Origin of the sequence: Hoeflea sp. CAU 1731 (genome assembly GCF_039888615.1) — a bacterium.
Taxonomy (GTDB): domain Bacteria; phylum Pseudomonadota; class Alphaproteobacteria; order Rhizobiales; family Rhizobiaceae; genus Flavimaribacter.
Genome location: NZ_JBDQQS010000010.1, coordinates 117,742 through 137,406 on the forward strand (window position 1 = coordinate 117,742; position 19,665 = coordinate 137,406).

Annotated in this window: 18 protein-coding genes; 10 read left to right on the forward strand and 8 right to left on the reverse strand. The window is 60.7% G+C overall.

Annotated features, from left to right (window positions below; translation table 11 throughout):
- Window positions 1–88: 88 nt before the first annotated feature.
- Window positions 89–1,957, forward strand: coding sequence for an AsmA family protein (locus AAFN47_RS16990; RefSeq protein WP_499810438.1), 1,869 nt, complete (start codon window positions 89–91; stop codon window positions 1,955–1,957).
- Between the two features lie 12 nt (window positions 1,958–1,969).
- Here AAFN47_RS16990 and AAFN47_RS16995 read toward each other — a convergent pair whose 3' ends face one another.
- Complete coding sequence (locus tag AAFN47_RS16995; protein ID WP_499810439.1) at window positions 1,970–3,391, reverse strand: helix-turn-helix domain-containing protein; 1,422 nt, start codon at window positions 3,389–3,391, stop codon at window positions 1,970–1,972.
- Between the two features lie 229 nt (window positions 3,392–3,620).
- Between AAFN47_RS16995 and aceA the strand changes: the two genes are divergently transcribed.
- From aceA to edd, 6 genes are all read left to right on the forward strand, one after another.
- Window positions 3,621–4,910, forward strand: coding sequence for an isocitrate lyase (gene aceA, locus AAFN47_RS17000; RefSeq protein ID WP_499810440.1), 1,290 nt, complete (start codon window positions 3,621–3,623; stop codon window positions 4,908–4,910).
- Window positions 4,911–4,992: 82 nt separating this feature from the next.
- Window positions 4,993–5,229 (forward strand): SMc00767 family acetate metabolism repressor, encoded by a 237-nt coding sequence (locus tag AAFN47_RS17005; protein ID WP_220228174.1) that lies wholly within the window; start codon window positions 4,993–4,995, stop codon window positions 5,227–5,229.
- Between the two features lie 149 nt (window positions 5,230–5,378).
- Window positions 5,379–6,866: a glutamine synthetase family protein gene (locus tag AAFN47_RS17010; protein WP_499810441.1), complete on the forward strand. Its 1,488-nt coding sequence runs from the start codon at window positions 5,379–5,381 to the stop codon at window positions 6,864–6,866.
- A gap of 115 nt (window positions 6,867–6,981) precedes the next feature.
- On the forward strand, window positions 6,982–8,457 hold the full coding sequence (zwf, locus tag AAFN47_RS17015) for a glucose-6-phosphate dehydrogenase (protein ID WP_499810442.1): 1,476 nt from the start codon (window positions 6,982–6,984) through the stop codon (window positions 8,455–8,457).
- A gap of 12 nt (window positions 8,458–8,469) precedes the next feature.
- A complete protein-coding gene (gene pgl / locus AAFN47_RS17020; RefSeq protein ID WP_499810443.1) occupies window positions 8,470–9,171 on the forward strand; it encodes a 6-phosphogluconolactonase in 702 nt (233 codons plus the stop codon).
- 41 nt (window positions 9,172–9,212) lie between these two features.
- Complete coding sequence (edd, locus tag AAFN47_RS17025; protein ID WP_499810444.1) at window positions 9,213–11,030, forward strand: phosphogluconate dehydratase; 1,818 nt, start codon at window positions 9,213–9,215, stop codon at window positions 11,028–11,030.
- Window positions 11,031–11,033: 3 nt separating this feature from the next.
- Here the strand turns inward: edd and folD are convergent, their stop codons facing one another.
- Window positions 11,034–11,933 carry a bifunctional methylenetetrahydrofolate dehydrogenase/methenyltetrahydrofolate cyclohydrolase FolD gene (gene folD / locus AAFN47_RS17030; RefSeq protein WP_499810445.1) on the reverse strand — a complete coding sequence of 300 codons (900 nt, stop codon included), beginning with the start codon at window positions 11,931–11,933 and terminating at the stop codon, window positions 11,034–11,036.
- Between the two features lie 189 nt (window positions 11,934–12,122).
- Here folD and AAFN47_RS17035 point away from each other — a divergent pair, with 189 nt between their 5' ends.
- Window positions 12,123–13,319 (forward strand): oxidoreductase, encoded by a 1,197-nt coding sequence (locus AAFN47_RS17035; RefSeq protein WP_499810446.1) that lies wholly within the window; start codon window positions 12,123–12,125, stop codon window positions 13,317–13,319.
- On the opposite strand, the gene AAFN47_RS17040 is transcribed toward AAFN47_RS17035, so the two are convergent.
- Window positions 13,296–13,901 (reverse strand): HD domain-containing protein, encoded by a 606-nt coding sequence (locus AAFN47_RS17040; protein WP_499810447.1) that lies wholly within the window; start codon window positions 13,899–13,901, stop codon window positions 13,296–13,298. The genes AAFN47_RS17035 and AAFN47_RS17040 overlap by 24 nt on opposite strands.
- Before the next feature lie 51 nt (window positions 13,902–13,952).
- Window positions 13,953–14,528: a helix-turn-helix transcriptional regulator gene (locus AAFN47_RS17045; RefSeq protein WP_499810448.1), complete on the reverse strand. Its 576-nt coding sequence runs from the start codon at window positions 14,526–14,528 to the stop codon at window positions 13,953–13,955.
- 91 nt (window positions 14,529–14,619) lie between these two features.
- On the opposite strand from AAFN47_RS17045, the gene AAFN47_RS17050 reads away from it, so the two are divergent.
- Window positions 14,620–15,189: a helix-turn-helix domain-containing protein gene (locus AAFN47_RS17050; RefSeq protein ID WP_499810449.1), complete on the forward strand. Its 570-nt coding sequence runs from the start codon at window positions 14,620–14,622 to the stop codon at window positions 15,187–15,189.
- Window positions 15,190–15,194: 5 nt separating this feature from the next.
- Window positions 15,195–15,728 carry a GNAT family N-acetyltransferase gene (locus tag AAFN47_RS17055; RefSeq protein ID WP_499810450.1) on the forward strand — a complete coding sequence of 178 codons (534 nt, stop codon included), beginning with the start codon at window positions 15,195–15,197 and terminating at the stop codon, window positions 15,726–15,728.
- 37 nt (window positions 15,729–15,765) lie between these two features.
- Here AAFN47_RS17055 and AAFN47_RS17060 read toward each other — a convergent pair whose 3' ends face one another.
- The 4 genes from AAFN47_RS17060 to AAFN47_RS17075 form a co-directional block, all read right to left on the reverse strand.
- Entirely contained in the window at window positions 15,766–16,692 is a 927-nt protein-coding gene (locus AAFN47_RS17060) for an SRPBCC family protein (RefSeq protein ID WP_499810451.1), read from the reverse strand.
- Window positions 16,689–17,030, reverse strand: coding sequence for an ArsR/SmtB family transcription factor (locus tag AAFN47_RS17065; protein WP_499810452.1), 342 nt, complete (start codon window positions 17,028–17,030; stop codon window positions 16,689–16,691). Before AAFN47_RS17065 ends, AAFN47_RS17060 begins: the two co-directional genes overlap by 4 nt.
- A gap of 82 nt (window positions 17,031–17,112) precedes the next feature.
- Window positions 17,113–17,472, reverse strand: coding sequence for a VOC family protein (locus AAFN47_RS17070; RefSeq protein WP_499810453.1), 360 nt, complete (start codon window positions 17,470–17,472; stop codon window positions 17,113–17,115).
- 12 nt (window positions 17,473–17,484) lie between these two features.
- Window positions 17,485–19,629 (reverse strand): GumC family protein, encoded by a 2,145-nt coding sequence (locus AAFN47_RS17075; protein WP_499810454.1) that lies wholly within the window; start codon window positions 19,627–19,629, stop codon window positions 17,485–17,487.
- Window positions 19,630–19,665: the final 36 nt, after the last annotated feature.

The following is a 19,665-nucleotide window of genomic DNA, read 5'->3' on the forward strand; positions in this document are numbered from 1 at the left end:
CCGCCACATGAGTGATTATTCAGTGTTTGCAATTCCTTGCAGCAGGCTTTACCCCTGATTTCATTCATGAATGGAGGAGTTCGTCGAGTTGGAACAAACCGGTTCACGTCGTACTGGTTGGATTCGCTGGATCGTTGCGGCAATTATCATTGCGGTGATCGTGGCGGTCGTCAGCGGCATCGCGCTGCCGTACGCCATCTCGACGGATCTCGTAAAGGACAGGCTGGAAAGAGAGATTTCCGAATGGACCGGCCATCAGGTCGAACTCATCGACAGGCCGGAGATCGGTTTCTGGCCCGTTCCCCATATCGACCTGAACCGGGTCAGCATCACATCGCAACTGACGAATGACGCAGAGCCGATTCTCTACGCCGACGAGATAAAGGCGGATTTCAGCATCCTGTCGGCTCTGACCGGCGATCCGAGCTTTTCGAACTTTATTATGGTGCGGCCGATCATGCGGGTCGAGCGACTGCCCGACGGGCGAACGCCGTGGTACAGCAGCTCCGGGCGCATATCGGAAGCCGTCGCCGCAACGATCGCCAAAAGCGAGGCGGCGAACGGCGTAGATGCTGCAAAAGCCATGCCCGTTCCCGACTACCGGCTCGGCGACGTCACGATCCAGGACGGAACCCTGTCTTGGACAAACAGTCCGGCTGGCGTCGAGGAAAGGGTAACCGCGATCAACGGAACGATCAGCTGGCCTCGGCTCAACAGCCAGTTGCGCGGCAGCGTCAAAGGCATCATCCGCGGCGAGGCGATTGCTTTGACCGTCGTATCCGACAAGCCGCTGGCGCTGCTGTCGAGACAGACGGCGCCGATCGATCTGCAGATGGTTTCGACGCCTCTGACATTTTCATTCGACGGCTCGGCCAACCTTTCGGACAAGCCGTTTTTCGGCGGCAAGCTCAACATGCAGAGCACGTCCATGCGGCTGCTTCTGGAATGGGCCGGCACGAAGATCAAACCCGGAGAGGCGCTGGGCGCTGTTTCTTTGGACGCTGAAGTCCAGATACAGCGCGGCCGGTCCATCCTCGACAAGCTGATACTGGAACTGGAAGGCAATCGCGGCATCGGCGTGCTGGATATCGAATATTCCGACGAACAGAAACCAGGCGTATCAGGCACTCTGGCCTTCAGCACGCTCGACATCATGTCCTTCCTGCGCGCGTTCACGCCATTGCCTCAGTCCGGCGACGACATTTCAAGCACAATCGACACGTCGTTCCTTCATCAGCTTTCCCTCGATCTGCGCCTTTCAGCCCAATCCGCGACCCTTGGACCTCTCAATCTCACCAACGTCGCCGCCGCCGGACGCATCGCCGACGGCCGCGCCACATTCGACGTCGGCGATGCGACGGCCTATGGCGGCCGCCTGCTTGGCCGCATCATGCTCGCGGAAAAAGGCATCGAAGGCGGCGGCGGGATCAAGTTTTCAGGCCGCGACATCAATCTCGAACAGGCGCTCAACGCCTTGAACTATGGCGGCCCCATTTTGCAGGGGCAGGCTTCTTTCGACATCAACCTCGCCTCCCGCTATCCAGCCTGGGCGACGGCGGCCACAGATCTTGACGGCAAATTCAAGCTTTCGATCGTCAACGGCGCCATTCCCGCCTTCAATCTGGAAGAATTCAAGAAGCGCGCCACCAGCGAGCAGTTTTTCGACATCAGCACGGTGGCTGACGGATCGTTGGCCTTTCAAACGGCCGAGATCGATGTTGATCTTTCCAACGGGCAGGCTCTCGTAAAAACCGGCGAGATCGTCTCCGCCAACGCCACGCTCGAACTGACCGGCGTTATTCCCTATGCGCGCGGCGGCCTGGCGCTGGTCGGCACGTTGATCGAAGGCCCGCCTGCGTCAGAGAACACCGAAGCAGGCGATCCACCGGCCGAGACCCGTTTCTTCGTTGGCGGATCCTGGCCACGACCGGTGATATCTCCGATCTTTCTGCCTTAGCGCCGCAACACCCTACTGGTAGTCGAAGGCGCTGAGCCCTGTGACCATCTCGTCCAGCCCCGAAGGGCGCGTCAGCGGCGGTTCGGCGCGCGCAGGACAGGCCTGGCGTTCGCACAGCCTGCATGAAGGTCCGATCGGCATCGGAGGCAGACCGGGAGCGGACGCCGCAGCGCCGTAGACGACATCGTCCTTGAACCCGATATCGCAGCCGATCATCAATGCGGTTCGGCGCACACGTTCGTTGAATGCGCCCCGCGGACCTTCCAGCGTTCTCGAAACTGTGAGGAACTCCGCGCCGTCCGGCATCTCGACAGCCTCAACGAAAACCTGGCCGGGCTGGCTAAAGGCTGCGTGGATATTGAGCTTCGGACATGCGCCGCCGAATCGGGAATGTGGAAACCCCCGCGCGCCGGCGCGCCGGAACCGGTTTCCGGCATTGTCAATTTCCAGCATGAAAAACGGGATGGCTGCGGCGCCGGGGCGCTGCAGCATCGTCAGGCGGTTCGCCGCCTGCTCCCAGGAAACACGGAAGCGCGAACACAGCACATCGATGTCATAGCGCGCGCGAACGGCCGCTGACTGGAATGCGTTGTAAGGCATCAGTAAGGCATGCGCCGCATAACGCGCGATCTCGAAGCGCCCGAGGCGACGCGCCTCGTCCGTAGCGAAACCGAAATCATCGAGTTCCTTCTGTACGATTTCCCGCAACGCAAGCTGGCTTGCTTCGACCGCCATTTCGCGAAGCTGATCCGAGGGAGACAGCCGCTCGGACAGGAAAAGCCGCATGGAATGCCGGTCGAACCGCCTTCGCCAGTTGGGCATGGTATGAACAGGCAGAAGCCGGACGACAATGCCGTGTTCGCGCTTCAGCCACTCTTTCAGCGACGACCCAGGATCGTCGCCGGAAACATTGTCAGCCGCAAAGGACTCCGCCGCGACTTCGATCTTCTCGAAATAGTTGGGTCGACCCTCGAATGCTTCGCGCACCTCGTCCACAGGCAGCCTGGCGCTTGAAACGGATGTGGAGCGCCCCTCGCTCGCCAAAAGATCCGACAGATCCGAAAGTCGCGACTGCGATTCCTTGTAGGCGCGATAAAGCTTTATGAAACCCGACGCCGCGTTGGGCGCGGCGTCTGCGACTTCGATCAGTTCCTGGTCACCCGGCAGTTCATCGGCGAGCATGGGATCGGTAAAGACCTCCTTCAGCGCCGTGACGGTCACCGTCGCTTCTCCCTGCAGCTCTTCCAGATCGAGCTTGTAGACGGAAGACAATTTGATCAGCAGTTGAACGGTCAGCGGCCGCTGATTGCGCTCAATCAGGTTGAGGTAGGACGGGGAAATTCCGAGTTCCTCGGCCATGGCCGTCTGGGTAAGGCCGAGTTCGTTGCGCACGCGACGCAGCCGTGGCCCGGCGAATATCTTCTGTTCTGCCAATTTTACACCTTTTTACAAGATTTGACAGTTCTGACTCCCGGTATCGCTATTACAATTTTTACAAATTTACAATCGCACTTTGTCAAAATATCAACACTGTGACCCGATTTTCATCCACGTTTCCGGGTATTTTCTAGCTTTTTGTGCGTTGCGATGTAAATCCAGTCACATCGAAATTGATCATTGGTCACTCCCGACCTGATGATGCAAAGAAGCAGCGGAGCAAGCTATGACTGATTTTTACAACTTGGTTCCTTCAGCGCCTGAAGGCCGTTTCGACGGCATCGAACGTCCGTACTCCGTCGCCGATGTGCAGCGGCTGCGCGGTTCGGTCCAGATCAAGTATTCCCTGGCCGAGATGGGCGCAAACCGCCTTTGGCGGCTCATTCAAGACGAAGACTTCGTCAATGCGCTGGGCGCTCTCTCCGGCAACCAGGCCATGCAGATGGTCCGCGCCGGCCTGAAGGCCATCTATCTCTCCGGCTGGCAGGTCGCCGCCGACGCCAACACCGCGTCCGCCATGTACCCCGACCAGTCGCTCTACCCGGCCAACGCCGGTCCGGAACTGGCCAAGCGCATCAACCGCACCCTGCAGCGGGCCGACCAGATCGAAACGTCCGAAGGCAACGGCCTTTCGGTCGACACCTGGTTCGCACCGATCGTCGCTGACGCGGAAGCCGGCTTCGGCGGCCCCCTGAACAGCTTCGAACTGATGAAGGCTTACATTGAAGCAGGCGCCGCCGGCGTTCACTACGAAGACCAGCTCGCCTCGGAAAAGAAGTGCGGCCATCTCGGCGGCAAGGTTCTGATCCCGACCGCAGCCCACATTCGCAATCTCGACGCAGCCCGTCTGGCGGCCGACGTCATGGGAACGCCGACGCTGGTGATCGCCCGCACCGACGCAGAAGCCGCGAAGTTGCTGACATCGGACATCGACGAGCGCGACCAGCCATTCGTGGACTACGACGCCGGCCGCACCGCTGAAGGCTTCTACACGGTCAAAAACGGCCTCGATTCCTGCATCGCGCGCGCCATCGCCTATGCCGAGCACGCCGACCTGATCTGGTGCGAGACCTCCAAGCCGGACCTGGAGCAGGCAAAGCGCTTCGCCGAAGGCGTTCACAAAGTCCATCCGGGCAAGATGCTGGCCTATAACTGCTCGCCTTCGTTCAATTGGAAGAAAAATCTGGACGACGCGACGATCGCCAGGTTCCAGCGCGAACTCGGCGCCATGGGCTACAAGTTCCAGTTCATCACGCTCGCCGGTTTCCACCAGCTCAACTACGGCATGTTCGAACTGGCGCGCGGCTACAAGGATCGTCAGATGGCCGCTTACTCGGAGCTGCAGGAAGCGGAATTCGCCGGCGAAGCCAATGGCTACACGGCGACCAAGCACCAGCGCGAAGTCGGCACCGGCTACTTCGACGCCGTCTCGATGGCCATCACCGGCGGACAGTCCTCGACCACAGCCATGGGCGAATCGACTGAAACCGTACAGTTCCGGCCGGCCGCCGAATAAATCCCCGGAGGGCGCGACAGGCGCCCTTCTTCACCCCGACGGAACATCCGTCATCTGCATACGCCAGAAAAGGAGTACCGAAATGGCACCGCAGACACGCGTCAAGGAACGGGCAGAAGAACAGTCTTCCGCCATGAGCGCAGATCAGCAGACCCTGATCCGCATGGTCGCCAATGACCTGCACAGGCTCAACCAGTCCGTGATGAAAGCCGTGGATGCCGGCGTATCGGTCGAACTCGTCCGCTCCGCCCGACATCATGGCGGCGACGGCAACTGGGGCGACCTGCTTATTCCGGTGATCGTCACGCAGGGCAAATAATCTGGGAGGGCAGCTTCGCAATTCGCGAACTGCTGAAAAGGCCGCCGAATGAGGGAAGCTATTCGCACCCCCCTCTCCTCGGCGGCCTTTTCGTGTTATCAGATTCCTGAACCGTTTCGGCAGAGGAAAGCGATACCGTCGAGGACCCCATGCGGCATGAGGACAAGAAGAACATTTCCAACGAGCAGATTCTGCCCGACAATTCGGAGGACCCTCTCCACTCACGCTCACTGAGACCCAAAAAGAGCCGGAGCAAACCAGGCTATCTGGACAATGTGCGCGGCGTGAAGAGCTGGAAGCAGGTTCGGGAATGGCTCAATTGGCGCGGAATAGAAGATATCGAATGCATCACGCCCGATCTCGCCGGCATACCGCGCGGCAAGATGATGCCGTCCTCCAAATTCACCTCCAATACGTCGCTGTCGCTGCCATCCGCGCTCTACCGGCAGACGATTTCCGGCGAGTATCCTGAGGAAACCGGCAATTTCCGCTACGATCCGCGCGACGGCGACCTGAAGCTCGTCCCCGATCTCTCAACCCTGTCCGTCGTCCCCTGGGAAACGGACCCGACCGCGCAAGTGATCTGCGACATCGTCGACACCACCGGCAAGGCCGTGGAGTATACGCCGCGCAACGTGCTCAAGCGCGTGCTGCGCCTCTACAACGATCAGGGCTGGAAGCCTGTCGTCGCGCCCGAGATAGAATTCTATCTCATCGCGCTCGACAACGACCCGGACAATCCGCTTCAGCCGCCTGTCGGACGGTCCGGCCGAACAATTGCCGGCGGTCAGGCCTATTCCATCGCCGGCGTCAACGAGTTCGACGAACTCATCGACGACATCTATCATTTTTCGGAAGCCCAGGGCCTCGAAATCGATACGCTCATACACGAGGAAGGCCCGGCCCAGCTCGAGATCAACCTGCGCCATGGCGATCCGGTGGAGCTCGCCGACCAGGTGTTCATGTTCAAGCGGACGCTGCGCGAAGCGGCCCTCAAGCACGGCATATACGCAACCTTCATGGCCAAGCCGATGCAGGGCCAGGCCGGCTCTGCGATGCATATTCACCAATCGATCATCGACGCAAAGAGCGGCGCGAATATTTTCTGCAACCCGGACGGCTCCGCGTCACCGCACTTTTTCTCGTTCATCGGCGGCATGCAGTACTTCATCCCGAAGGCGCTGGTGATGATGGCGCCCTACGTCAATTCCTACCGCCGGCTCACTCCCGAGATGGCCTGCCCGGTCAACACCGCATGGGGATACGACAACCGCACCACCGCCTTCCGGATTCCGAACTCCGAACCGGCGGCGCGGCGCGTCGAAAACCGCCTGCCATCCTCGGACGCCAATCCGTATCTGGCGCTCGCCGCATCGCTTGCCTGCGGATATCTCGGTATGATGCAGGAACTGGAGCCCAGCAAGCCGACGTCGCACACCGCCAATGAGGGAACGACGGTCGATCTGCCGAGAGGACTTCTAGAGGCCGTCGCCTTGCTGGAAAGCGAACCCGCCTTCGCCGAGGTCCTGGGCGCGGAGTTCATCGGCAACTATGCCGGAGTCAAGCGCGGCGAATTCGAAACGTTCATGCAGGTCATCAGCCCGTGGGAGCGGCAATATTTGCTGCTCAACGCCTGATATGGCGACCCTGGAAGCGAGGCGCTGACACAGAGAGTTCACAAATTCGAACTGGTCTTTTTAAATCGATTAGAATAAAGCTCCGTAGATATCCCACGAACAGCCGGAATTCGTCATGAGCAGCCAGACTATCCCCGTTGATCCCTTTGACTACGTCGTGTTTGGCGGCACGGGCGACCTGGCCGAGAGAAAACTGTTGCCGGCGCTCTATCATCGCCAGATCGCCGGTCAGTTGACCGAGCCGACCCGGATCATCGGGGCGTCGCGATCGGAAATGGACACCGAGGCCTACCGCAACTTCGCCAGCGAAGCGCTGGCGAAACACCTCAAGCCCGGCGAGTTTGACGACAAGGCGGTCGGCGACTTCCTGAAACGGCTGCAATATGTTTCGGTCGACGCGAACACCGACCGGGGCTGGGACGAACTCGGCAAAGTGCTCGAAGGCGGTGAAAACTGCATTCGCGCCTTTTATCTCGCCGTCGCGCCGTCACTCTTTGGCGATATCTGCGAACAGATCGCAAAGCATGCGCTGGTCAATGCGCAGACCCGCGTGGTGGTGGAAAAACCGATCGGCCGCGACCTGGCGTCGGCGCATGACCTCAACGACACGATCGGCCGGGTTTTCAACGAAGAACAGATTTTCCGCATCGACCATTATCTGGGCAAGGAAACAGTTCAGAACCTCATGGCCTTGCGTTTCGCCAACGCGCTCTACGAACCTTTGTGGAACTCCGCGCATATCGACCATGTGCAGATCACCGTCGCCGAGGAAGTCGGCCTAGAAGGACGCGCGGGCTATTACGACAAGGCGGGCGCCTTGCGCGACATGGTGCAGAACCACATGATGCAACTGCTTTGCCTCGTCGCCATGGAAGCGCCGCCTTCGATGGACGCGGAGGCCGTGCGGGACGAGAAACTAAAGGTTCTGAGAGCGTTGAGCCCGATCGATCAGAACAACGCCGAGAAACTGACAGTGCGCGGCCAGTACCGGGCGGGCGCTTCGGCCGGCGGCGCCGTCAAGGGCTATCTGGACGAACTCGGGGACAAGACCTCGAACACGGAGACATTCGTCGCGATCAAGGCCGAGATCCTGAACTGGCGCTGGGCCGGCGTGCCTTTCTATCTCAGAACCGGCAAGCGCATGGGCCAGCGTGTTTCCGAAATCGTCATCGCTTTCAAACCGATACCGCATTCCATCTTCGACCAGAGCGCCGGCAGGGTGATCGCCAACCAGTTGGTCATCCGGCTGCAGCCGGACGAAGGCGTGCGGCAATGGATCATGATCAAGGATCCCGGACCCGGCGGCATGCGGTTGCGCCACGTGCCGCTGGATATGAGCTTCGCCGAGGCCTTCGGCGTCCGCAATCCGGACGCCTATGAGCGCCTGCTCATGGATGTCGTGCGCTGCAACCAGACCCTGTTCATGCGCCGTGACGAGGTCGAGGCAGCCTGGCGCTGGATCGGTCCGATATTGAAGGCCTGGGAGGAAACCGCCCAGTCGAGCCACAGCTATACGGCGGGCACCTCGGGCCCGACGCAATCCATCGCCCTGATAGAAAGAGACGGCCGCACCTGGCATGAGAGCAACTGACGTCTGAATGCAATGAACCAGCCAGAATCGCACGAATTCGCAGATCGGGAGGCCCTTGCGCAGGCGCTGTCCTACCGCATCGCGACGGCGCTGTCGGACGCCATTGAACTCAGAGGCCGGGCGTTGCTTGCGGTTTCCGGCGGCTCGACGCCGCGCGAGCTGTTCAAGGCGCTGAGTGTCAAGGAAATCGACTGGAGCAAGATCACCGTGACGCTTGTCGACGAACGCTTTGTTCCGCCCTCACACGAGCGGTCCAATCACCGGCTGGTAGCGGCTTGCCTGCTGCAGAACGCCGCAGCATCGGCGCGCTTCATTCCACTCTACAACAATGCGGAGACGCCAACAGAAGCCGCAAAGGAAGCAGCCAGGCAGTTGGAACAGGCGGGCGACGCCATCGATGTCGCGATACTCGGGATGGGCGCCGATGGACACACGGCGTCATGGTTTCCCGGCAATGAAGGTCTGCCCGAATTGACGTCGCCGACCCAGGAAAAACTGGTCATGGCGGCCGAGGGCACAGGCGTGCCCGAGCCGCGACTGACGATGACGCTGCCCCGGATCGCCGGAGCGCGTCTGCTGGTGCTGCATATCGAAGGCGCAGACAAAAAAGAGACGCTCGACCAGGCGCTTGCAGGCGAAGCGGTGGAAGAGATGCCGATCCGCGCCATATTCAAATCAGACGCGCCTTCAGTCCAGCTTTACTGGGCGCCATAGGCCGCGACCACAATTCTAACCGCCAACCTGGCAGGACAGAAATGGCTGCACGAAAAGACATAATCCGCATCACCGAACGAATCGTCGAACGCTCGCGCGCCAGTCGCGAAATCTATCTAGAACGCATTGAAAAAGCCGGCCGCGCAGGACCGCACCGCTCCGAGCTGTCCTGTGGCAACCTCGCCCATGGATTTGCTGCCTGCGGCGTGTCGGACAAGGACACCCTTTCTGGGGACGCCGTGCCGAATCTCGGTATCATCACCGCCTACAACGACATGCTGTCGGCCCATCAGCCCTTCGAAACCTTTCCGGAACTCATCAGGGCGGCGGCGCGGGAAACCGGCGGCGTCGCACAGGTCGCCGGCGGCGTGCCCGCCATGTGCGACGGGGTTACCCAAGGCCAGCCGGGTATGGATCTGTCGCTGTTTTCGCGCGACGTGATCGCCATGTCAGCGGCGGTTGGACTGTCGCATAACATGTTCGACGCGACCGCGTTTCTCGGCGTCTGCGACAAGATCGTTCCGGGTCTGGTCATCGCGGCCCTGACCTTCGGTCACCTTCCGGCCGTCTTCATTCCGGCGGGACCGATGACATCCGGCCTTCCCAACGAAGAGAAAGTTCGCATTCGCCAACTCTATGCCGAAGGCAAGGTGGGTCGCGCGGAACTGCTGGAATGCGAGTCGCAATCCTATCACGGCCCGGGAACCTGCACTTTCTACGGCACCGCCAATTCCAACCAGATGCTGATGGAGATCATGGGTTTTCACCTGCCCGGCGCCTCCTTCATCAATCCCGGCACGCCGCTGCGGGACGCCCTGACGAAAGAAGCCGCAAAAAGGGCGCTGGCGATCACTGCGCTCGGCAACGAATACACGCCGGCGGGCGTCATGTTCGACGAACGCAGCGTGGTCAACGGCCTCGTCGGCTTGCACGCGACTGGCGGATCCACCAATCACACGCTGCATCTGATCGCCATGGCGCGCGCGGCGGGCATTCACCTGAGCTGGGAAGACATTTCCGACCTGTCGGATATCGTTCCGCTGCTTGCGCGCGTCTATCCCAATGGTCCGGCCGATGTGAATCATTTCCACGCCGCTGGCGGTATGGGGTTCCTCATCGGACAGTTGCTGGAAGGCGGACTGCTGCACGACGACGTCAGAACCGTCTGGGGAGAGGGCATGGCGGCCTATGCGAGCGAACCAAGGCTTGCAGAAGACGGCGCTGTGCGGCGCGAACCGGCCGCCGCGAAAAGCGGCGACGACAAGGTGCTCTCGACAATCGACAAGCCGTTTCAGCCGAATGGGGGCCTGAAAATGCTCAGCGGCAATCTCGGCAAGTCCGTCATCAAGATTTCCGCCGTGAAGCCCGAACGCCGGGTGATCGAGGCGCCGGCGAAAATCTTCGACAGCCAGAAGGAACTGCAGGACGCCTTCAAGGCTGGGGAACTGGATTGCGATTTCATCGCCGTGGTGCGTTTCCAGGGCCCGAAGGCCATGGGCATGCCCGAACTGCACAAGCTGACGCCGCCGCTCGGCGTGCTGCAGGATCGCGGCCACAAGGTAGCGCTCGTCACCGACGGACGCATGTCCGGCGCCTCCGGCAAGGTTCCGGCGGCGATCCACCTGACGCCGGAAGCTGTCGACGGAGGCCCGATCGCCAGGATCCGCGAGGGCGACATCATCCGGCTCGACGCAACCGCGGGCACGCTCGAAGTGCTTGTCGATCATGCGGAGTTCGGCAAGCGCGCACCCGAGACCGCCGATCTGACGGAAAGCAGCTATGGCATGGGCCGGGAACTGTTCGCCAATCTCAGGGCCGTCGCAGGTCCGGCCGACCAGGGCGCCAGCGTTCTATACTGAGTATCAGAACTTCGGCGGCGTGCGTCCGGCCGCACGGTAGGCTGAAACGACGGTGTTTGCCATCAGCATGGCGATCGTCATCGGCCCGACCCCACCCGGCACTGGCGTAATCGCGCCGGCGACTTCCGAACATTCCCCATAGGCGACGTCGCCGACGAGGCGCGTCTTGCCTTCGCCGCGCTCGGGCGCCGGTATACGATTGATGCCGACGTCGATGATTGTTGCGCCAGGCTTGATCCAGTCCTTCTTCACCATTTCGGGCCGGCCAACGGCGGCGACCACAATATCGGCGTTGCGGCAGGCCGCCGGCAGATCCGGCGTACGGCTGTGACCGATGGTGACCGTCGCATTGGCGGCGAGGAGCAGGCTCGCCATGGGCTTGCCGACGATGTTGGACCGGCCGATGACGATGGCGTTGAGACCGGACAGATCCCCGCCCCGCACGCGCTCGATCAACAGCATGGAGCCGGCCGGCGTACAGGACACAAAAGCCTCATCAATATCTCCGACAGTCAATTTGCCCGTATTGATGACGTGAAAGCCGTCGACATCCTTGTCGGGACTGATTTTCTGAATCACCAGGCTTTCGTCGATATGCGACGGAAGAGGAAGCTGAACCAGAATGCCGTGGATCGACGGATCGTTGTTGAGATCCTCGACGAGCCTGAGCAGGTCAGCTTCGCTGGTCGATTCCGGCAGCGTGTGTTCCACCGAATGAAAGCCGCACTCGCGCGCCTTGCGCCCCTTGGAGGCGACATAGACCTGGCTCGCCGGATCCTCGCCGACAATCACCACCGCTATGCCCGGCGTCACGCCGGTCTCCGTCTGCAACGTCTGCGATGCGTTCTTGACCGTTTCGATCACTTCCGCCGCGACCGCCTTGCCCTCTATTACCGTGGCCATTCTGCTCTCCCCTTGCAACTTGCTGTGGCGCGCCTGTCGCTTACGTCGCTGACGCGGCAAGCGCAAGCCGTCACGCCGCTGCAGTGTGCAGATTTACTACCGGAAAAATGGTCGGGAAACGGCGTTTCATGCACGATTTCACACCTTCCCGACTTCTAAACAGTCGACCGCCGGCTATAGAGTGCTCCAATGCGGTCTTCCCCTTCCTGTCTCTTTGATCCCATCACACTGCCTTGCGGACGCGTTCTCAAGAACCGGTTGGCGAAATCCGCCATGTCCGATTCGCTCGGCGACGGGCGCGGCGACCCCACGCCTCAACAAATCCGACTCTACGAAAAATGGGCTGAAGGCGGACTTGGCCTTTCGATTGCCGGCGAGGTCCAGATCAATCCGTATTTTGCCGAGAAGCCGGGCAATCTTGTGCTCAACGCGGCATCAAACAGCCGGCTTTTTCGAAAACTGGCGCTAAGGGCGCAGCCGCGCGACGCGCAATTGTGGCTGCAGCTCGGTCATGCCGGCGCATTGGCCTTTCCCCCGACCAGCCGACCGGCTGGACCGAGCGCTCTCGACCTGCCCGGACTGGTCTGCGACGAGATGGCCGTTGCGGCGATCAGGCGACTTCCGGAAGAATTTGCGCAGGCTGCCGCGCTTGCGAAATCGTTCGGATTCGGCGGCGTGCAGATCCACGCCGCGCACGGGTTTCTGCTTAGCCAGTTCCTCTCACCTCTCTTCAACCGCCGCGGCGACGCATTCGGCGGATCGGTCAGCGCCAGAAGCCGCATCCTTGTCGATATCATTGAAAACACGCGAGATGCGGTCGGACCGGATTTTCCTTTGGCGGTCAAGCTCAACGCCACTGACGGGCTGGAAGGGGGCCTTACGGAAGCAGAGTCGCTGGATGTCTTAAAACGCCTCGGATCCACATCTCTGGATTTGATCGATATCAGCGGAGGCGCCTATTTTCCCGGCGCGAAAGCCAGCTCCGACAGCGCTGGATCCGGCCCCTATTTTGTCGATTTTGCAAGACAGGCGCGAAAATTGACGGACAAGCCGCGGATGGCGACCGGCGGGTTCAAGACAAGACAGCAGGCGATCGACGCCGTGGAATCCGGCGCGGTTGATCTTGTCGGGATGGCGCGCGGTTTCGCGCTGACGCCCGATCTTGCAGATCGCTGGAAGACACCGGAACCGGTCGACCCGCAATTTCCGAGATTCGGAAAGACAGGTCCCGGCGAAATCACGTCCTGGTATACGATGCGTCTCTCGGCATTGTCTGAAGACAAACAGGCCGCGCCGGACATCGACCCCGCCGAGGCGATGCGTCTCTATGAAGCCCGTGACAGAGCGCGCGTCGCGACCTGGCTACACGCTTTTCCGCTGCCCTGAAGATGACTGCTCGTCCCGCCGCGCGCGCGTTGCGTCGTCCACCAGTGCGCGGATCTGTTTCAGAAGCGGATGGCGATCGGTCGCAGACAGCCCGTAGGTCAGATTGAACTCATAGTCGAAATCAGGCGGATTTTTTCCGACCACATGCTGAAGCATGGTCTCCAGCTTGTCGAAGCCCTTGGCCATAATCGCCTCCGGCGTTGACGCGGCGTTGTATTCATCCCAGAGCGCGATGATTTCCGCTTTCAAATCTTCCGGCAATGGCGAACACAACACGACGAGGTCGCGCCGTTCGCGCGCCGCCCGATCGTCGTCTTCGCGCTGATGGATCGCCGGCACGTCGCCGGAAATCGCCTCGCCGAGATCGTGAACGATGCAGAGCTTGATCAACCGATGCAGATCGACGTCCTGCAGTTCGTTCTCGAACAGCAAGACGAGAAGGCACAGGCGCCAGCTGTGCTCGGCCGTGCTCTCGGCGCGTCCGCCGGATGTCACGCCGCTGCGCAGCGTGTCCTTCAGCCGTTCCGCCTGATGGAGGAAATCGATAATCCCCCTGATGCGCGCAGTATCCATTTCCGTCATGTCGCAGTCATATTAACGCCGGCGGCGCCCCAGCGCGACAGGCGGAATAAATTATGCGTCGAGAGTGCTCGGACCATCGCGCACCAGGCGCGCAAAACTGCCGTCGGACAGCGCAATGCGGGTCCAGCGAATTCTTCCCGCCCGGATGATCAGTTCCGGATGCTCGATCCGTTCGGTCGCGAATTCGACATCGTCGGCGATCAGTTCGTCCCACCCGTCTTCGCCCAGTCTTTGCTCCGCCGTGACAATGCCTTTCGACGCGTAGCGCCACAGCGACTTGCCGAGAAATCCGGCGACGCTGTCTCGCCAGTCCTCGGCGCGCGACGGAGACGCGGCAAGCAGACGATGACTTACATCGCAGACCAGATGCACTCGCTCGGCGCTGGTCGACACCAGTTCCAGAAGCGCGCTGTCCGCCGCCGACGCCGGGCGCGCTGTCAACAGATCGACAATGCGGCCGATATGGCGCTTCTCGGGAAGCAATGCGCCGCTCTCCCAACGGGAGATCGTTGTCTGTGAAACGCCGATATCGGCGGCCAGGGCCGATTGCTTGACCTTGTTGAGCACGCGCCAGCGGCGAAGTGATCCGCCGATCCGTCCGGCGCGAAGAGGTGGTATTGGTGACATGCGGCCGAGTATAGTGCAGGGCGCGCCAATGTCGAAGAAATTGGCGTCTTCGCGATTGACAATTTCTCATATAGGAGAAATATTCCCTTATATGAGTAAAAACATTGATGACACTTCCACCGACCTTCGGATCGCGCAACGGCTGAAAGGGCTAAGGACCGAGAAAGGCTGGTCGCTGGACGAACTCGCCTCGCGCAGCGGCGTCAGTCGCGCCACGCTTTCAAGACTTGAAAAGGCGGAGGTCAGTCCGACAACCAGTGCGCTTGGTCGCCTGTGTTCCGCCTTCGGCATCACCATGTCGCGCCTGATGCTTATGATTGAGGATGACTTTGCGGCCATCATTTCGCGATCGGACCAGCCAGTCTGGCGCGATCCGGAAATCGGATTTCGCAGACGATCCGTGTCGCCGCCGGCAGGCGCGCTGGCGGGCGAGGTGCTGGAATGCGAAATCAAAGCCGGCGCGCGCATCGAGTACGACGCGCCGCCCCGCCCTGGCCTCGAACACCACCTTGTGATGCTGGAAGGCAAACTGAAGGTCGCCGTCGCAGGAATCCGTCATCATCTGGTTTCCGGCGATTGCCTGCGATTCCAGCTTTCCGGGCCGAACGCCTTCGAGACGCCGGAGGATCAGGGCGCGAAGTATCTTCTTTTCATCGTGTGAGAGCCATGACCACGCAAACCGCTGCAATAATCAGAATGACCGTCGACGATTTCGAGAAGCATATCGACGATTTCGCAACCGTCCTGCACGCCTGCGTCCACGCCGGCGCCAACGTCAACTTCGTCCTGCCATTCAGCCGTGAAGACAGCGCGGCCTTCTGGATGGACAAGGTCGCCCCGGCGCTGGCAAACGGCAAACGCGTCCTTTGGGCGGCGATGGAAAACGAACGGGTCGCAGGAACGGTCCAGCTCGACTACGACACACCGCCGAACCAGCCGCATCGCGCCGAGGTGACCAAGCTTCTGGTCCATCCGGACTTCCGGCGGCGCGGCCTTGCGAAGGCGTTGATGGCCGAACTGGAAGCCGAAGCGCGGCGGCTCGACCGAAGTCTCATCACGCTCGACACCCGCACCGGCGACAAGGCGGAGCCGCTCTACGCCTCGATCGGATACCAGACAGTCGGAATTATTCCCGACTTCTGCCTTGACCCGATCGAAAACCGTCTGCATCCGACCACGATCATGTACAAGGCGCTATGAAATACCGGCCGCCGATCGAATTGAAAGACTATCGAGTTCACTGGTGCTGGACGAAATGCTCCAGCTTGCCCAGTGTCTGCAAGCCGAGTTCCACGGCGCCGAAGCCTTTGGCCTGCTGAAATTCGGCCACCGTGCCGAAAACCATTCCAAGCGTGACTTTCGTGTACCCGCCCTGATCCTCGAACGAAGCCCAGGCATCGGCGTGTTTCGGTCCGTTTTCGCCCCAATGAAGCGTGTAGCCGAGCCTCTCTTCGGGCCGAACCTCATTGTAAAGATGATGGTTCGGATAGACTGTGCCGTCGGGCCCGATCATGTCGAACACCCACTCTCCGCCCTTACGCAGATCGATCTTCGTGGTTCGACAGGAGAAACCGTCCGGACCCCACCATTGCGGCAGCGTTTCATTGTTCATCCAGGCGCCCCACACGATGGAACGCGGCGCCTTGATCACCCGCTGCAAAATCATGGTCCGTTCAGCCGCACCACAAAGGTTGTCCAGTCCGGCGCCGAAACCGTCCCGGTATCCGGCTTCCATGTCTCTCTCCATGGAGGATAACTGAATCGTTACGACCAGCCGGCTGCGATCGTTCGCGCCGAAGAAATCCGCCGTCACGAGGGCGACGGACAGCATCTCGCCTTCGGACGATATCACTTCATAATTGACGCTGCGCTGCGACGGCTGCAACGCAATCCAGCCGCACTCGCAGCGGATATCCGGCTGACCCTCTTCCCTGCAGAGCGTTATCTCGCGTCCGCCCGCTCTCAAATCTGCCTCCAGGAATTCCACGGTGACCGCGTCAGACGGCGCAGCCCAGACAGCCCTGGCGGCCGGCGCAGTCCAGACTTCCCACAATGTATCAACCGGCGCAGCCGCTTTCCGTTCAAATGTGAGAGTCGCAAAGCGACCATTCCCCTCATCGGACGCAGATTGGGTTACGCTGTCCGGCAGAATGTTGCGTGTCATTTTTCCTGTTCCTTCATTACGCGCATTACGAATGCATCGAAGCGATCCAACCGGGATTCCCATATTGCCCGCTGTTCCTCGAGCCATGATCTCGCGGGATCTAGGGCCTGGGGAACGATGGCGCATGTGCGTATCCGTCCGTCCTTGGAGGTAGAGATCAATCCCGCCTCCTCCATTACGGAGAGATGACGCATTACCGTGGGTAGCCGAAGCCCCGTGGGCTCCGCCAGATCGCTCACTGGGGCCGGCCCGGCGGCGAGTCGAGTGAGAAGCGATCGACGGGTCGGGTCCGCGAGGGCGTGGAAAAGGAGGGAGAGGTTTGGATCATGCTTAGCCATATGGCTAACTATCATCCTGCGTGAGTGAAATGCAAGAAAAACTTAGCCAATAGGCTAAGCATTTGAGAGAAGGGATGCTATCTCACGCGCTGTGAGACAGAATATTCAGGACCTTGCCGTGCGGATCCCGCACAAAAAAACGTCGAACGCCCCAGGGCTCGTCGACAGGCCCGTACAAAATGTCGAATCCTCCGGCGATCGCCCTGGCGAGAACCGCGTCGACGTCGTCCACCTCGATTGAAACATCGGGGAGATCGGTTCCCGACCCTCCTTCGCTGGCGACCGAAAGCTGCGGCGCTGAACGCTCCGGAGAATCCGAGACGAACGTCACGATCCAGCCCTTGTCCATCGCCATTGTGAGGCCAAGCACGTCCTCATAAAAGGCGCGCGCCCGGGCGGGTTCGGCAGAGTATATGTTCGTGACGATGCGTTTGACGGTCATGCTGGGCGCCGATCAGAAAAGCGCCACGCGGCGATTGCGGCGGGCTTCCTCGCGCGCCTTGCGGAACCGTTCAACCGTTTCCTTGAGGTCGCGTATGTCTTCCCTGATCTTCTCAGGATCGTCTGTGCCGTAATCCTCCTGCCCGATCGGCTGCGAAGTCTGCCGATCCTGGACGGGTTCGTCATAATAACGCTGCTCACGGTAGGTCGTCGCAGCAACTCTTTGCGGCTCCGGATCCGGCTCGGCGGCGGCGGCCGGCCTCCGATAGGTATCGACTACTTCTTCCCTCCCGGGACGTCTCGCAGGAGGGCTGACGGGAACAGGTTGATCTTCTTGCGGACGCGGCGGCTGTCTGGAAAACAAACCGGCGTTGGCGGCAACGAGGCCCCGATAGAGCCCGATCAGCACCGCAACGCCAAGCCCGAAGATCAAGCCCGCCATCGCCCCTCCGATCGCGATCAGCTTTCGCGATGGACCGACAGGATCGATCGGCGTCGTGGCTTCGGCGACGATGCGGATATTGCTCGTATTGAGGTTCTGCTGCTCGCGCGTCTCGCGCGTTCGCTTCAGAGACGATTCGTAGATTGCGGATGTGGCGTTTGCCTCGCGTTCGAGTTCCCGCAACCGCACCAGATCTTCAGAGGTATCCATCTGGCGGCTTTTCAGCACGGCGAGATCCGCCGCCAATTGCTGCTCGGACTGGACGATGCGCCGCAATTCGGTCTGGGTCGAGGAAACGATGCGTCGCAATTCGTTGCTGACTTCGGAGCGCGCCGTTTCCAGGGTCTGGGCGGCCGCGACGCGTCGCGGATGCCTTGGACCCAGGCTTGTTGTGAGAGCATCAAAACTGCGTTTGGAGGCGGCGTAGGCTGCGCGCAATTCCCCGATCGTCGATGATTCCAGAATTTCCGACGACGTGCCCGACAGGATTTCGTCGACATCGAGATTGCGCGCCGACTCCGCCTTCGACTGGATCTCGACCTTCTGTGCGCGGATATTCGCCAGTTGCTCGTTCAGCTTGACCAGTTGTTCATCGTTGATGAGGCTGCCTCCGGCGCCGACGATATCGTGTTCGGCCTTGTACTGCTCCACCCTCTGCTCTGCAATTTCAACGTCGCGGCGCAGATCGGCGAGTTGCTTTGTCATTGCTTCGGCGGTGCGCTCGAACAGAGCCGATTGCGCGCTCTGCTGCTTCTCGATGTAGACCTCGAGAATCGCGTTCGCGATGTTTGCGGACATCACCGGGTCCTCGGTGGTGACGGCGATGTGGATAATAAACGTGTTGGGCACGCGATACACGTTCACGGCTGACGCCAGGTTCTGAACAGCGATTACCATGCTTTCGGAGTCTTCGTCCTCGCCTCCGGACAGTAATTGGCTGAGCGCTCCGAGCACGCTTCCGAATCCGGGCGCCCCCTTGCCGTTGAATTCCGGATCGTTCGTCAGATCAAGGTCTGCGACAACAGTTTCCAGAACCGGGACGGAACTGACGATGCGCACCTGGCTGTCAACGAGGGCGAGCGTGGATTCCGAGGAATAGGAGGGCGGCAGGAAATCCGTCTCGGTCAGACGCAATTCGCGCGAATCGTATACGAACTGGGAAATCGCCAGATATTGATGCGGCGTCGACAAGGCGATCATCACGCCGAGAACGCCGCCGATAATGGTGGTCAGAACCACCAGCAGACGCCAGCGCCAGACCGTGCGAAACAGCACGACCGGATCCACGAGCGGTTTCTGGCTGGCCGCCATGTCTGCCTGTTCCGGCTCTGTCTCGGTTACGGGGCGCCTTTCCGCGAGAACTGTCCGGGCCGCTGCAGGACGTTCGCTTTCGATCGGCGGGCGATGCGCCGAGACGGTACGGGCATCGTCGTCATCGCGCAATGGGGCGTCCTGCTTTTCCGGCGCCGGAAGTCGGGACAATCCCCGGCGCATGCGCTGCAGGATCGTCTCCGACCGGTCAAAGCGCGGAGCGTTCTCTACGGGCGCAGCACTTGGATTGGCGACATTTTCAGCTGGTTCTTCGGGGCTGTGCGCGTCAGGATTGGCGTCGGGAACGCGTGATTGCGCCGGCGCCGCAGGACGGACATCGTCGTCCGACGCGTTCAGCAGCGAACGGGCATAATGTTTCCTCTTGCCTTCCTGGGGGTCGGTCATTGCTTGTTACCCGGGCGGATAAGCCCTTTTTGAACC

Coding starts and splice junctions, on each gene's coding strand:
- aceA (WP_499810440.1), top strand. CDS start 3,621: ATGACTGATTTTTACAACTTGGTTCCTTCAGCGCCTGAAGGCCGTTTC.
- AAFN47_RS17005 (WP_220228174.1), top strand. CDS start 4,993: ATGGCACCGCAGACACGCGTCAAGGAACGGGCAGAAGAACAGTCTTCC.
- AAFN47_RS17010 (WP_499810441.1), top strand. CDS start 5,379: ATGCGGCATGAGGACAAGAAGAACATTTCCAACGAGCAGATTCTGCCC.
- zwf (WP_499810442.1), top strand. CDS start 6,982: ATGAGCAGCCAGACTATCCCCGTTGATCCCTTTGACTACGTCGTGTTT.
- pgl (WP_499810443.1), top strand. CDS start 8,470: ATGAACCAGCCAGAATCGCACGAATTCGCAGATCGGGAGGCCCTTGCG.
- edd (WP_499810444.1), top strand. CDS start 9,213: ATGGCTGCACGAAAAGACATAATCCGCATCACCGAACGAATCGTCGAA.
- folD (WP_499810445.1), bottom strand. CDS start 11,933: ATGGCCACGGTAATAGAGGGCAAGGCGGTCGCGGCGGAAGTGATCGAA.
- AAFN47_RS17035 (WP_499810446.1), top strand. CDS start 12,123: ATGCGGTCTTCCCCTTCCTGTCTCTTTGATCCCATCACACTGCCTTGC.
- AAFN47_RS17040 (WP_499810447.1), bottom strand. CDS start 13,901: ATGACGGAAATGGATACTGCGCGCATCAGGGGGATTATCGATTTCCTC.
- AAFN47_RS17045 (WP_499810448.1), bottom strand. CDS start 14,528: ATGTCACCAATACCACCTCTTCGCGCCGGACGGATCGGCGGATCACTT.
- AAFN47_RS17050 (WP_499810449.1), top strand. CDS start 14,620: ATGAGTAAAAACATTGATGACACTTCCACCGACCTTCGGATCGCGCAA.
- AAFN47_RS17055 (WP_499810450.1), top strand. CDS start 15,195: ATGACCACGCAAACCGCTGCAATAATCAGAATGACCGTCGACGATTTC.
- AAFN47_RS17060 (WP_499810451.1), bottom strand. CDS start 16,692: ATGACACGCAACATTCTGCCGGACAGCGTAACCCAATCTGCGTCCGAT.
- AAFN47_RS17065 (WP_499810452.1), bottom strand. CDS start 17,030: ATGGCTAAGCATGATCCAAACCTCTCCCTCCTTTTCCACGCCCTCGCG.
- AAFN47_RS17070 (WP_499810453.1), bottom strand. CDS start 17,472: ATGACCGTCAAACGCATCGTCACGAACATATACTCTGCCGAACCCGCC.
- AAFN47_RS17075 (WP_499810454.1), bottom strand. CDS start 19,629: ATGACCGACCCCCAGGAAGGCAAGAGGAAACATTATGCCCGTTCGCTG.